The 13,136-nt window shown below is 49.9% G+C and carries 11 protein-coding genes; 3 read left to right on the forward strand and 8 right to left on the reverse strand.

Annotated features, from left to right (window positions below):
- Nucleotides 1-7 precede the first annotated feature (7 nt).
- Together ACMAY6_RS08455 and ACMAY6_RS08460 are read right to left on the reverse strand one after the other, a co-directional pair.
- Complete coding sequence (locus ACMAY6_RS08455) at nt 8-1,243, reverse strand: cysteine desulfurase-like protein (protein ID WP_435210964.1); 1,236 nt, start codon at nt 1,241-1,243, stop codon at nt 8-10.
- Nucleotides 1,244-1,305: 62 nt separating this feature from the next.
- Complete coding sequence (locus ACMAY6_RS08460; protein ID WP_435210965.1) at nt 1,306-2,466, reverse strand: alpha/beta hydrolase family esterase; 1,161 nt, start codon at nt 2,464-2,466, stop codon at nt 1,306-1,308.
- A 352-nt stretch (nt 2,467-2,818) separates the two neighbouring features.
- Between ACMAY6_RS08460 and ACMAY6_RS08465 the strand changes: the two genes are divergently transcribed.
- Complete coding sequence (locus ACMAY6_RS08465) at nt 2,819-3,637, forward strand: hypothetical protein (protein ID WP_435210966.1); 819 nt, start codon at nt 2,819-2,821, stop codon at nt 3,635-3,637.
- A gap of 150 nt (nt 3,638-3,787) precedes the next feature.
- Nucleotides 3,788-4,441 (forward strand): class I SAM-dependent DNA methyltransferase, encoded by a 654-nt coding sequence (locus ACMAY6_RS08470; protein ID WP_435210968.1) that lies wholly within the window; start codon nt 3,788-3,790, stop codon nt 4,439-4,441.
- A gap of 161 nt (nt 4,442-4,602) precedes the next feature.
- Here ACMAY6_RS08470 and ACMAY6_RS08475 read toward each other — a convergent pair whose 3' ends face one another.
- The 3 genes from ACMAY6_RS08475 to ACMAY6_RS08485 all read right to left on the reverse strand — a co-directional run bounded on the left by ACMAY6_RS08475 (nt 4,603) and on the right by ACMAY6_RS08485 (nt 9,226).
- Nucleotides 4,603-6,156 carry an acyl-CoA synthetase gene (locus ACMAY6_RS08475; protein ID WP_435210970.1) on the reverse strand — a complete coding sequence of 518 codons (1,554 nt, stop codon included), beginning with the start codon at nt 6,154-6,156 and terminating at the stop codon, nt 4,603-4,605.
- A gap of 408 nt (nt 6,157-6,564) precedes the next feature.
- Nucleotides 6,565-7,887, reverse strand: coding sequence for a DUF1329 domain-containing protein (locus ACMAY6_RS08480; RefSeq protein WP_435215975.1), 1,323 nt, complete (start codon nt 7,885-7,887; stop codon nt 6,565-6,567).
- 133 nt (nt 7,888-8,020) lie between these two features.
- A complete protein-coding gene (locus ACMAY6_RS08485) occupies nt 8,021-9,226 on the reverse strand; it encodes an NAD(P)/FAD-dependent oxidoreductase (RefSeq protein WP_435210972.1) in 1,206 nt (401 codons plus the stop codon).
- 161 nt (nt 9,227-9,387) lie between these two features.
- Between ACMAY6_RS08485 and ACMAY6_RS08490 the strand changes: the two genes are divergently transcribed.
- Entirely contained in the window at nt 9,388-10,515 is a 1,128-nt protein-coding gene (locus ACMAY6_RS08490; RefSeq protein WP_435210973.1) for a winged helix DNA-binding protein, read from the forward strand.
- A 149-nt stretch (nt 10,516-10,664) separates the two neighbouring features.
- Here ACMAY6_RS08490 and ACMAY6_RS08495 read toward each other — a convergent pair whose 3' ends face one another.
- The 3 genes from ACMAY6_RS08495 to ACMAY6_RS08505 are packed head-to-tail and all read right to left on the reverse strand — an operon-like array spanning nt 10,665 to nt 13,121.
- On the reverse strand, nt 10,665-10,979 hold the full coding sequence (locus ACMAY6_RS08495) for a 2Fe-2S iron-sulfur cluster-binding protein (protein ID WP_435210975.1): 315 nt from the start codon (nt 10,977-10,979) through the stop codon (nt 10,665-10,667).
- Between the two features lie 41 nt (nt 10,980-11,020).
- Complete coding sequence (locus ACMAY6_RS08500) at nt 11,021-11,476, reverse strand: DUF3237 domain-containing protein (protein WP_435210977.1); 456 nt, start codon at nt 11,474-11,476, stop codon at nt 11,021-11,023.
- A gap of 28 nt (nt 11,477-11,504) precedes the next feature.
- Nucleotides 11,505-13,121: a flavin-containing monooxygenase gene (locus ACMAY6_RS08505; protein WP_435210979.1), complete on the reverse strand. Its 1,617-nt coding sequence runs from the start codon at nt 13,119-13,121 to the stop codon at nt 11,505-11,507.
- Nucleotides 13,122-13,136: the final 15 nt, after the last annotated feature.

The raw sequence follows: 13,136 nt of genomic DNA on the forward strand, positions 1-13,136 counted from the left end.
ATTTTCTCTAAGCAAGCACACGCCTTATGATTTCGAGTGCCTCATATACCTCGCCTTCGGTGTTGTAATGCGCAAGGCCCAGGCGCAAAACCCCCTCAACCGGATCTAGCCCTAAGGCTTTGCCCACCTCCACTGCATAATTATCGCCCCAGTGGCAATATAATCCTTGAGAAGATAGCGCTTTAGCAATGTCGCTGGGGACGTGTTGATCGTGGACAAACGAAAAAGTCGCGACGCGACGCGCCACGGATTTTGACCCTTGAAGCCGCAGGCCGGGTATCGACAGCAAACCCTCCAGCAACAGTGTGGACAAGTGATCCTCGTACTCACCCATAGCACTATAGGCCACTGAAAACAGTTCCCGGCGACTACCCGTCACCCCCATGAGCCCAGCGAGCCACTGAAAATATTCAAGCGTCCCCAGCAAGCCCGCAATGAGCTCAAATGCGGGAGTTCCAACACTAAAGCGATAGGGAAGCTCTTCACTGGCACAGCGCAATTTATACGCATGAAGCGACTCCAATAAGTCACGGCGACCATAAACGACCCCTAAATGCGGCCCAAAATACTTGTAAGGTGAGCACGCTAAGAAATCGACGTCTAAATCTTTGACATCAATAAGGCGGTGAGAGGCGAACTGCACCGCATCAACATAAACCAGTGCACCAGACTCATGGGCAAGACGAGCCAGAGCCTTCACGTCGTTGACTCCTCCTGTCATGTTACTCGCGTAATTAAGCGCCAGAAGTTTCGTGCGTTCGTTAAGCAAAGGAATAAGCGCTTCGGGCTCAACGCACCAGGTATCTCGATCAAAGTCGAGCCAGCGAACGGTCAGGCCATTATCCTCTGCCATTTGCAACCAAGGGGTCACGTTGCCCTCGTGTTCCATGCGAGAAATGATAATTTCATCACCGGGGACAAATCGGTGTGCCAAGCTGCGCGACAACTGGTAGGTCAGTGTTGTCATATTGGCTCCGATGATCACCTCACCGGGGTCTGAAGTTCCTAAAAAGTCAGCCAGCGCTGCGGTCGTTTCAGCAAACATTGCGTCAACTTCAACAGAGGTGGCATTGAACACGCCGGTATTACTGTTATAGCGCTGGAAGTAATCGGTAATTCGATCGATGGTATGCAGGGGCACTTGGGTGCCTGCTGCGTTGTCGAAATAAATTCGCCGCTGGCCATCATCGGTCGTCGAAAGCGAAGGGAAGTTAGCTCGGACTTGCTCGATAGGGAATGTCATTATTTTCCTCGTTAAAAACAGAAAGACTTAGCAACGCTGCAAAAAACATCGTATCCAAATCGTTATTTGTATTGATCAAAAAAATCCATAATCAAGGGCCACGACCAGTTCAAGCCATAAACATGCCCCATGTCGCTGCGACAATCTAGGACAGGGGGCCACATACTGCCACCTGCGCACCCGCTCCAGGCTCGGCACTCAACATTGGCAACTCCAACATCAATCAATCCCGGGGGCTTAGAGACGTCACAATTGCTGGCTTCCGCCCAAACCTTGGTAATTGCTGAAGCTCCCGTGTAGTAAAAAACGTCGCCGTCAGTCGTGGTCGTAAATCCGAGATCTGACCATTCCCCTGGCGGCACTGTACGGTCCTGCTTTCCAGTAATCAGCAAGGCTGGCATACCTCCCGATTTAACCGGTGGATCTAGGTACCCTCGATGGGGCAGACCAATAAGTGGCGCAATCGCTCTGAACTTCTGAGCGCTCAACGCCGTTCGGCCAAGATCCCAGGTAAACATACCGCCGTTTGAGCCACCCACAGCAAACACTCGATCTGAATCGATGCACAAATTTTCCGCCGCAGCCTCCACAAGCGCTGCCGCATAGTCAATATCGTTATCGGTGCATTGCGTCCAAGAGCAGCCGTTTTGAGCCACATCAGCACAAGAACCATAACCGTAGTTAGCCGTTCGGGCGTCATCACAGATCGCGTCAGTATCACCGCTTACCGCCATATTTAAACCATCACCATCGAGACCGGTCGTTGATCCAGAAAAGCTCCACGAGGCAGGCGAGCGGCCGGTTTCCTCTGGCCCCAGGCCAACGGGTGCAACTAAGACGTACCCTCGGGCTTCGAGTTCAGCACTGACCACTCCCTTGTCGAGAAACTCACCGTCCCCACCACCCCATCCATGAAAGGCGACAATTAATGGCGCCGCTTCAGTCGCATCATAAGCCTCCGGAACAAAAACTCGAAAATCACGGCTCAAACCATTCCGCTCGAGAGAATAAACTCCAGAAATCCAATTGGAATCGCCGCAAAGATCTCCCGCGCCGGCATCTACTCGCTTAACGCTAGAACGTTGTTGAATGACATCATTTAACGCGGAAAAATGGGCTTCCGGGTTACCACTCGAGGCGGCCTGCACCCCAGCACTTACAGCGATAACCGTTGACGAGAGCAGAACGAGTAAAAGGCGCGAATCTAACTTTGATACAAACACGTGGCGGCATCCCGTCTTAAAAAATGTTCGAGCGACAAGATACCCGAGTCGTTATTACAGTCACAACCATCACTTCACTGCTCTACCTAAAAAAAGGTCTTAAACAGATCGGCTACCCCTATGAAACCGCGGCGTTTATCGACGATGCAACCGCGTCTGTAAGCTAACCAATGAAATGCCAGGCCAGAGCCAACTGTCCTCATTGCTTAAGCACAAGGGCGCTAATCTGGAGAAGTAGCTCACAGTCGGCGCATAAATAGACTGTGGTCCCTAGAAAAAGTTGAGTACTGACCAAAATTGCGTATCTTGGGGAGGTGCCTGTTGATGGCCATTTTATTTCCTAGGGGGAATCATGAAAAAAATAACTGTATTAGTGATTGCGTTAATTATGACCGCATGCGGAGGAAAGCCGTCGGAGCCTGAAGCGACGGCCGTCGAAGCCGTTGAAGAAGTTGTTGTCGAAGTTGTTCAGGAGACCTCGTCAGTTCCAGCTATGGTCGAATTTGTGTGGCACAGTAAAGCCGAGGGATTCAGTGATGACGCACTGTGGTCACATACTGAATACTGGGCCAACGTTGCGGCTGAAGCCGGTTGGGATCTCCGATTAGCAGCGGTCCACACGCCCCGTGTCGCCAATGAAAACTTTGATTTTCTTTGGGTCATGGTTTGGCCAACTGTCGAAGCCCGTGACAACGCGTGGACTGATTGGGCCGAAAATCATGAAGCCGCCTGGCTCGAGCTTACCAGTGAAACCTTCACTTACTCGGATGATAATGCTTACGGCTTTGCCCCAACCTCCGGACGTCCAGCCACGACAATGAACACCAGTGGGACGGGTATTGTGGAATACATTTTCTGCTCTTACCGAGAGGGTCAGGGCGAAGCCCAACGCATGGCTTTTGAAAGCATGCACAGCGATTTCGTAGATGCCTATGAGGCCGAAATGGGTGCAGGCAGTTACTGGTGGGCGATCATGAATCCACTATTTGAACCGGCAGCAGAAAATAACTTTGACTACATGTGGGCTAATTTCTTCGCCTCTGACAATGAGCGCGAAGCCATTTACTCGGCCTACGGTGCCTCTGAGCATTCGAGTCAAGAGCAGGTGGACGCAAGCTGTACCGATCCAGCAAGCTTTGATACGAGGATTATCTTCACAGCTGGCGCATAGCAGACAGCGCAAAAAGCCCCACCGTTGTGTGGGGTTTTTTTATGCCTGTTACGATCAGGGAGCAGCGTCTTATCAGCCGCAGCCACAGGTAGTCTTGTGACTATAATCTGTCGGATGTTTCCTGAGGTCATCGCATAATTTGAGTAGCTAATGCATAACAATAAAAAAGTTAAACTTGATGACGCTTATTCCCTGAAAACGCCTGCGGACAATGTTGCGCTATACCGCAAGTGGGCCGGGACCTACGACACTGAATTCGCAAGAGATCGTGGTTACGAATATCCCCAACAGATAGCGGACATTTACAGCCTTCATTCGAACGCTGATGACACCCCTGTGTTGGATGTAGGTTCAGGAACAGGATTAGTCGCATCAACTATGCGGAAACACCCCAACATCGACTCGCAGCTCGCCATTGACGGGGTCGACATCTCGCCCGAAATGTTAGCAGTCAGCAAACAAAAGCACCTGTATCGCCAGCTATTTGAGGCAGATTTAACCCAGTCGATTGATCTACCTAAAAACCATTACCGTGCTGTCGTGAGTGCAGGCACTTTTACCCATGGTCATGTTGGGCCTGAGGCGCTGACAAAACTCTTGCCTCTGTGTTGCTCAGCTGCACTCTTCGTCATAGGAATTAACGGCACGGCTTTCGATCAGTACCACTTCGGCTCTCACCTCGCAGCCTTGCAAGCAGACAAGCTCATCACACCTATTAAATTTGTGCGAGTTAAGTATTACGCGAATGCCGACGATGACCACGGAGCAGACCAGGGATTCGCCGTTATATTCAGAAAAACCTGATTTTTCTATGTTAGATACACCACCTTTTGTCTGCAGGGCCTCGCTTATCCCATCGCCGATACTTAGATACCCGCGTTATTATTCCAAGTGCATAGCCACAGCCAACAGAACACGTTTGCCAAGGGAATTCATTGCAATCAGTGAAAGCGGCTGAAGCTCAGCTAAGCCTTGGCGATCAATAATTCTTTAAGCAAAAATTTTTGCACTTTCCCCGCCGGGTTTCTGGGTAGCGCATCAACGACATGAAGCTCTCTGGGTTGTTTGTAACGTGCCAACTTCCCTGAAAGAAAGTCAGTCACAGACGCGATAGAAATACCTGTGGACTTATCAACAACCGCTACAGCGACAACTTTCTCACCCCACTTTTCATCGGGGAGACCAACCACAGCGACCTCTTTGACGCCGGGAAGACGCACTAACTCGCCCTCGACCTCAGCCGGATAAACGTTCTCGCCACCCGAAATAATCATGTCTTTCTTTCGATCACAAATAAAAAGATATCCCTCATCATCGAGATAACCAATGTCACCCGTCAGGAACCGACCGTTACTATCAAATGCTTCACGTGTTGCCGCTTCAAGGCCCCAATAACCGGCAGTAACATTGGGGCCTGATACGCAAATTTCACCGCGCTCCATAGCGGGCACTACTGTTCCGCTGGTATCAACAATACAAACATCAGTAAACATCAAGGCTTTTCCCGCGGAGCCTTTTTTCTTTATGGAATCCTTGCTGCTGAGGACGCTGACGTAGGGCGCGGTTTCCGTCAACCCATAGCCCTGACAAAACTGAACTCCTTTTTCTAAATAGGTCTCGATCAGAACCAAAGGAACTGGTGCCGCCCCACAGTTGAAAGCTACGATTGAACTGAAGTCTGTTGCTTTAAATGCGCTTTCATACGTCATCATGTCGAACATAGTGGGCGCACCAAACATTGTGGACACCTGGTATTTTTCAATGTCAGTCAAAACCTGTTTAGCGTCGAATGCCTGATGCAGAATCACATGCACACCACTTACCAGCGATGGGTGCGTCGTTACATTCAACCCCCCGATATGAAACAAAGGCGCACAGGTCAGCGTTGTGCCACGCATGATCTCCTCCGTGAATTTTGCGTTGAGTAAATTCCAAAAGATATTCCCGTGGCTTAACAACGCGCCCTTGGGGCGGCCAGTAGTTCCTGATGTATACATGATCAGCGCAGTATCGGTCTCTGCCACATGCGCTAGCTCTAGGCTTCCTGTACCGACCTCAACTGCCTCGTTGGCCAGAGCGCTGTCTAGAGCTATCCAGTTATCAGATTTAAAACCCACACTGATGAAATGCCTACACGGCAGTTCATCAGTGTATTCATCGATTAGGGGTGCTGAAAACTCATCTGAAACTAAAACCGTTAAGCCCGCGTCATTAGCAATGTAATGTACCTCTTGGGAGGACAGCCGGTAGTTCAGTGGCACGAAGATCGCACCTAGCAAACTACTGGCGTACAGCACCTCGAGAAAACGGGGATGATTTTGCCCCAGATACCCCACTCGATCGCCCGGCTCTATATTCAGTGATTTGAGGAAGCGCGCAACTTTTCGAATGTTTTGCGCCAATTGTTCGAATGTTTGTGTGGCTCCTTCAAACGTGAGGGCTGGATCCATGGGAGTCATTTGGGCCCTGCGCATCACCATGTGCCCCATTCCCACAGAGCTTTCACTATTTCGGTTCATATCGATTCCTAATTAATGTCGCCACAGCAACTGGTATCCGGCCTTGGAAAGCACGGAACAATATAATGTCATCTGTGCATATTTTTTTTTAGATATATTATCACACAGACATATACTGACCGACACGAGTTGAGAAAAAAGTTATCAGGGGCCACCTGTGAGCACTGGGTAATTAACAGGCGCATAGAACGCGACGTAAACCGTTAACACCTTCAATGTCGGGTATGCGCCTTGTTAATCCGCATTACAGCGCCCAACGGTGCGAGGGAAACAGGTTCATGAGCGAGAGGATCGATCAACTAGGATGGGCCACAGCAAGCCCCTTACGAGAAAGAACCTTTAGACTAAAGCAGAAAAAATGTTCGGTGATTTAACTCACTGCCTCAGCAAGCGACTCCAGCAAAAGCCTTAGCTACCAAGACGTCGCAAAGCGCCCTTGGTCAAAAATCGATCGTAGGCATCTGGGATATTGGCCTCTGAGCGGTAGCCGCCAACCACTTCCTTGACCTGCTCGAGTCGGGTCACGCGATTAGTTTGCACATCGTGAGCATGAACTCGCGTCCATGACCAGTAAGGGTGGGCACCATCCATCACCCGAGATTTACCGTCATCATAAAGGGAAAATGCGCCGTCGAAAGAGCGATAGATTTTCCCCTGTCGATCGAAGCTCACCATGCTTATGGGCAGCATCGTACGGGCATCGAAAGCGACACGCTTTTTCCCAACGGGCGCTCTGGGATAACCAGTCGGCTCTGCCTCTACAACCAACACCTCTGGAATAAGCTCTACGGAAGTATTCCAGAAAGTCTCGCCGTGTTGTCCGCCATGGACATGGCCCTCCCAATTAGCAGCGTCAGATTGCCAACCACTATTGATAGCGGCAAGCATCGGGCCTCGGTTCACTAGTCGAAAATTTCCCCACGTCAAAAAAGGATCTCCTGCTGCCCAGGCATCTGACATATAAATGGTGGAACCCGGAATCATCGGTTCAAATCGCTGGTTTGTAGGAAATCGCCTTACCCGCTTAAAGGCAGGTAAATAACCATACAGTTCGGGATAACGATTTTGATCATAGGGCCATATGTTGAGGTAAGAGGTGCCACGCGTGTCGCTGGGCGTTAAAAAGAAGACCGACTGAAATCTCAGCTTGTCTTCATGGCCCTTCATATACGGTTTGGGATCTAACACGGTGCGCCCAGTGGCGTTCATCTCAACCCAGCAAGACTGATACTCATAGGCGACCTTTCCGTTTGGATCGAGGTCGTACTCTTTCACTGCGTACAAGGAGACATCATGACGCCCCCAACTCAGCGTAGCCCCTGCAAAGATTTCAGCTGCTGATTGCGGATCTGGAAATGGATTGCCGCCAATCCAAGGTCTACCCTCATCGGTCACGACATTTCCGTCTTTAGCGAATCGTGCACGACCCTGATTTTTCAGCGTCGCCTCGATATATTCCCAAGGGCTAAGACGGTATAAGTCGGTTGTCGCAGGGACCACGTCAAGCTTTCTTCCCATCTCGGAGACTTGCAGAAACTGGATAGGATCCAGCAATTCCTGAACGTGATGAACATTACTAGCGTCGATGACATCACCTTCTGAAATTTTTCCCTTGGTGTAGCCTGTTAGAGAACTTAGTTCGTCAGGATAGACTCCATCAGTAGAGCCCCGAGCGGCTAATGCCGACCAAAGAGGACATAGGACGCCGGCAGTCAATGTTCCTGAAGCCATTCCTTTCAAGAAATGGCGCCGAGAAAAATTATGATCAAATTTTTTGATGTGCAATCTTTTTTCTCTCAGTCATCGGCAATCGCAATAAATCAAAGTCGAGAGTATTTTCCCATCACGGGGCCACACTGCTTAGTCACACAAGCAATGATTTTAGATCGACCGAAGAATCGGCTAACTTTTCCGCGTTGACCTCAGTGCCATAAAGGCGCTTTCCCACCATAAAAGCTCTGGGAAAGTTAATTGCCTCAACTGCCACAAGCCGATTTTCGTGTAAGTAAAAGTTTGCAAATTCATGCTCCTCGTGGCTTCCCCGACAAACGCTGTGGCTCCCATCAGCCGAAAAACCAACTGCTTGCAGCTTGCTTGAGAATTGATCGCTCCAAAACCATGGAACAGAGCGGTAACGCTTTTCTTCACCCAGCATATTCACGGCTGCAACTTTAGCCTGATCCGTCGCATTAGGCGCAGACTCCAGCCGCAGACGCCGATTTAAATAAAAATTAGGATGATTAGTGCAATCCCCTGCTGCATAAATATTAGCTACCGACGTTCTGCACTGTTCGTCGACTAAGATCCCATTACTGCATTTAACACCCGTGGCTTCAGCGAGCTCGGTATTTGGAATTGCGCCAATTCCCACGAGAATTAGGTCAGCCTCGATCACACCATTGCGACACACAATGCGCTCGGCGCGGCCATCACCCTCTATGCTGAGTATCTCAGCATTGCACCGTACATCTACGCCCTGAGAGCGGTGTAAATTTTCAAAGTAGTGACTCATACCCTCTGTGGTCACACGTTTAAGAAGCCGGTCCGCTGACTCGAGCACCGTTACGTCTAATCCTGCTTTTATAGCCACCGAGGCAAATTCAAGGCCGACATAACCGCCACCGATGAGGCAGACCCGTTTAGCCGTTGCCATAGCACACTTGAGATTTTCAACATCGGCGATGGTCCGAAGGTAATACACCCCCGGCAGCCCAGCACCCGGAATTAGGAGCTGGCGTGGTCGCGCACCGGTAGTAAACAGCAGCCGGTCGAACTTTATTTCAAAATCTTCATTTGTCTGAGCGATGCCTGCCTCGGGATCAATCGTAGCAATGGTAGTTGCCTTCAAAAGCTCAATCTGCTGTTGCTCATAAGTTGTTTCAGGCCTGACCAACAAACTGTCGTAGGCAAGCGCACCTGACAGGTAGCCCTTCGATAGGGGTGGACGTTCGTAGGGAGCATGGGGTTCGCACCCTGCTAACTTAATCTCGCCGTCGTAACCCGAAGCGCGCAATTGTAGCGCTGCAGTACCACCGGCCTGGCCCGCCCCTACAATTAAGACACCCGGCATTTGCCTCCTCCTGAATCAGCGTTACGCATAGAATTCCTCCGCGATTTGGCATCATAATGTCATAATGATATTATCTACAAAAGACATATTTCAATCAATGGTGTCATTCAATTTAGTGCTGCTCTATGCGACCATTGACCAATCCAGTTGGTTTTATAGTTATGCCGAAAATAGAAGCTTCACACCACGCACACGTAAAACCTGTAGACAGAGCCCAAGCCGCTCGCCTACTGCTTGAACTTCTATACCGGGTGCACTACGTCGTCGGTATGAAGGTGCAAGACACTCTTAGAACAAGTGATGGCCTAGATCGCCATCAAACGGCAGTACTTTGGATTATTCGTTCCGAGGGTACCGACGGCAGATCCATTTCCAGAAAGTACGTCGAAAAGCAACTGACGAGCTGGTACGACATCAGCAGTAGCGCTATTTCTAAAGCCATTCGCGGGCTCGCTTCCAAGGACATTGGGTTTCTTTATATTACGGAGAGCCCCAACTCGGGCAGAGAAAAACTGATTGAGCTAACACCAGATGGTGTCTCTTTTATGCAAAAAATGACTCGCAACGGATCAGCAATGTGCGAGTGGTACCTGAACAACATGTCCCAGTGGGAATCAGAAGTTGATGTCTGCCTTTTCATTTACACAAAAATTTCTGCACTGTTTGGAAAAATGATTGATGCCGAGAGGCGCGACGCTGGCGAGCCAGTTGCCTATGCAGCGCCACAAGAATCGGTACTCCATCACCCCCTCACCCATGTCATCACAGACAAAAGCTATTCATGGGAAGACATACCGACTGTCCCACGCGAGTATGTCCCGCTGATGCAGCTCAATATTTTTTTTCCCATCCACTATAAAGCAGGCAATAAGCTCGAGCTGGTGATGCGCAGCGGCACTGGCTTAAGCCGACAGCAAATCATCATTCTTCTATTGATGTTTGGCGAGGGGGAAAACCACTCAAAAATGGCACGCAAGCGAATTGAAGCTGCATTAAGTAGCTGGTTGGAGCTGACGAGTAGTTCAGTCTCCAAGGCGATCCGCTCACTCACCACTCGCGAGGTGGGCTTGTTAACGATTGATGAGAGCCCTGAATCTGGTCGGGAAAAAATCGTTCAACTGACCCCTAAGGGCAGAAAGTTTATTTCTAAACTGGTCGAAAGTGGCGTTAGCTACCTTCAGACATTGGTAGACCAACTGGGCGATGACGAGCTGGATATGGTCGTCCATATTTTCGCAAGAACAAACGCTATATTTGACGGCTACCCCGGGCCTTTCCGCGTCGGCTGAGCTCGCGGTGAAGTCCTCGCGACGGCCACAGTCGCCAATCCTAGAGCGCTTATGGGACTAGGAGACAACCGCTCTGCAGCTTGAGGGTTTGTGTTGTTAGCCACTCCCACATGACTCAAACACGTCACCGCACAGCACCATTGCAGCGCTCAAAAACCCTCCTCTGGCGCCACAGTAACTTTCATACCCTCCATGGCTTCAGTCACGATCAGCTGACAGGAAAGTCGGCTATCTTTCTGGGCGAATTGCAAAAACTCAATGACCTCAGCCTCGTCATCACTAGGAGGAGGAAGGTCGGAGGCCCACGCATCTCCAATAAACAGATGACATGTTGCACAAGAACAAGAACCGCTGCAGGTTGCGTCCACAAGATCATGAGTCCGCAAAGATAGCATCAGTGACTCGCCAACCGCAGCCTCAACCGTGTGCTCCTCGCCCTTTCTATCTGTAACCAATAGTTTCATACCACATGCTTCCAGTTCAGGTGCCGCAGAAACGGCAAAAATTAAAGTATTTCGTAAACGTCGTAGCCCAGCTTACCGCCGCCAAACTTGGTCATCTTACCGACGGCCATTATGTCATTTAACCAGGCAAACTTTTCCGAGCTTGTCTCAAAATTTGGGGCGGAGCGCAGATAAAGATCCTCTCCAGTCAACACTTCACCGGCTGCTGAACGCGCGGCAAGCTCCTCGGTCATTCTGACTACCCCCCCGTAGTAACAGTAAATGGTGTCACCCTCCTCGGTCCTCATGGCAAGGCGAGCATCAATTTTCCAGTTACCATTATCCTGAATCCTTGCCCAATCCCCGCTAGGGCCAATCATGTCACCACGCATTAACGGTCCTTCAAAAGTGCCGCCCGTAACGTTAATCACCACCAGACCAGGAGTCGCTACAACAGGCGGCTCGAAGCTAATATCAATACTCATCAGAAATCGGCTATCTATTCCAGATTCAGACATATTTAAAACTCCAAAAATAACTGATTATTTATGAAAACGAGAATCCACCGAGCCCACTGGCACCTGCTTCACACTGCTCTCGGTACAAAGGAAAGCCCCCAAAAAAGAACACAACGTTTCGAGGTTTACCCTCAATGTTATCGCCCATGTAGTAGTTATCCGACTTTGGAAATAACGTCATGTTGCCAATGTCATTAGTGAACTGAACATATTGAAGCTCTGCATCGGCATCGGGCTCAATCGTGTCGGCATTATGGGTTCGAAGTTCATCAAACAAGCGACAAATAAAGTCTCCTTGATACTCCGCTAGCAAGATTGGATTATAGAAGGGACTGTGTGGGCCGTTGACCCAAAACAAGTTTGGGAACCCATGCGTCATCATACCTAAATAACTTGTCAGCCCCTCTGACCAACGATCCTTGAGAGTACGGTCGTTTCTCCCTCGGACATCAATTCGATCCATAGCCCCGGTCATGACGTCAAATCCCGTAGCGAAAACTACGGCATCTAGTTCGAGCTCTTCACCTCCGACGATAATTCCCGAGGCGGTAAATCGCTCTATCGGTTGCTCGTTCAGATCCACTAAATCTACATTTGCCTGATTGAAAACCTCGAGATAGTTCGTTTCAGGTGATAGTCGGCGCGTTAAGATTTGATAGTCTGGGCAGAGTTTCTCTGCCAAGTCGGGATCATCGACTCTCTCGCGGATTTTTTCTCGAGCAAACTCGGCCAAGGTTTCATTCGACTTTTCGTCTAACAGGCTATCGGTATAAGCGTAATAAGGCGAAAGTCCGCCAGAGGCCCATCGGTTTTCGTACTCCGCCCGTCGCTCTTCAGGGCTGACCTCGAGTGCGGACTGCGATGGCAGCGGCGCTAATTCTGAGTGCACAAGAGTAAAGCCCGCAAAAGAATCGTACTGCAACTGACGCAGCGACTCGTAGTTGGTCTTTATATTGGCAACTTGCTCTGCATTAACAGGGCGATTTTGAAGTGGAATCGTATAGGACGGCGTGCGTTGCAGCACATAAAGCTGATCGGCTTCTTTGGCTACTTCAGAAATCACCTGAATGCCACTAGAACCCGTGCCAATAACAGCCACTCGCTTTCCTGAAAATTCTGGCGCCTCTTGCGGCCAGCGGCTGGTCATAAACTGCTCGCCTCTAAAGGTCTCCAAGCCGTCAAACCGCGGTTCCACCGGCGCTGAAATGAGGCCAGTAGCCATAATGCAATATTGCGCGGACACAACATCACCCTGATCAGTGGTTACCAGCCATCGACGAGTTGCCTCATCGAAAATGGCGGAAACAACGCGAGTACCAAACTGAATTTTTTCATTCAAATTGAATCTTTCAGCAACGTGATTCGCGTACCGTTCGATCTCGGGCTGGGCTGCATACCTTTCAGACCATTGCCATTCCTGCTCAAGCTCTTTAGAAAAAGAGTAGGAATATTCGACGCACTCAATGTCAACTCTGGCACCGGGATATCGATTCCAATACCAAGTACCTCCCACACCATTGCCCGCTTCGAAGCAGGCCACAGACAGACCCGCTTCCTGCGCTTTAAAGGTCATGTAGAGTCCAGCGAAGCCAGCTCCTACTACCACCATATCAACTTGCACTTGTGACTTTCCTGAATCAGACATTAATGATCCCTCCGT

Origin of the sequence: Luminiphilus sp. nBUS_16 (assembly GCF_051201645.1) — a bacterium.
Taxonomy (GTDB): domain Bacteria; phylum Pseudomonadota; class Gammaproteobacteria; order Pseudomonadales; family Halieaceae; genus Luminiphilus.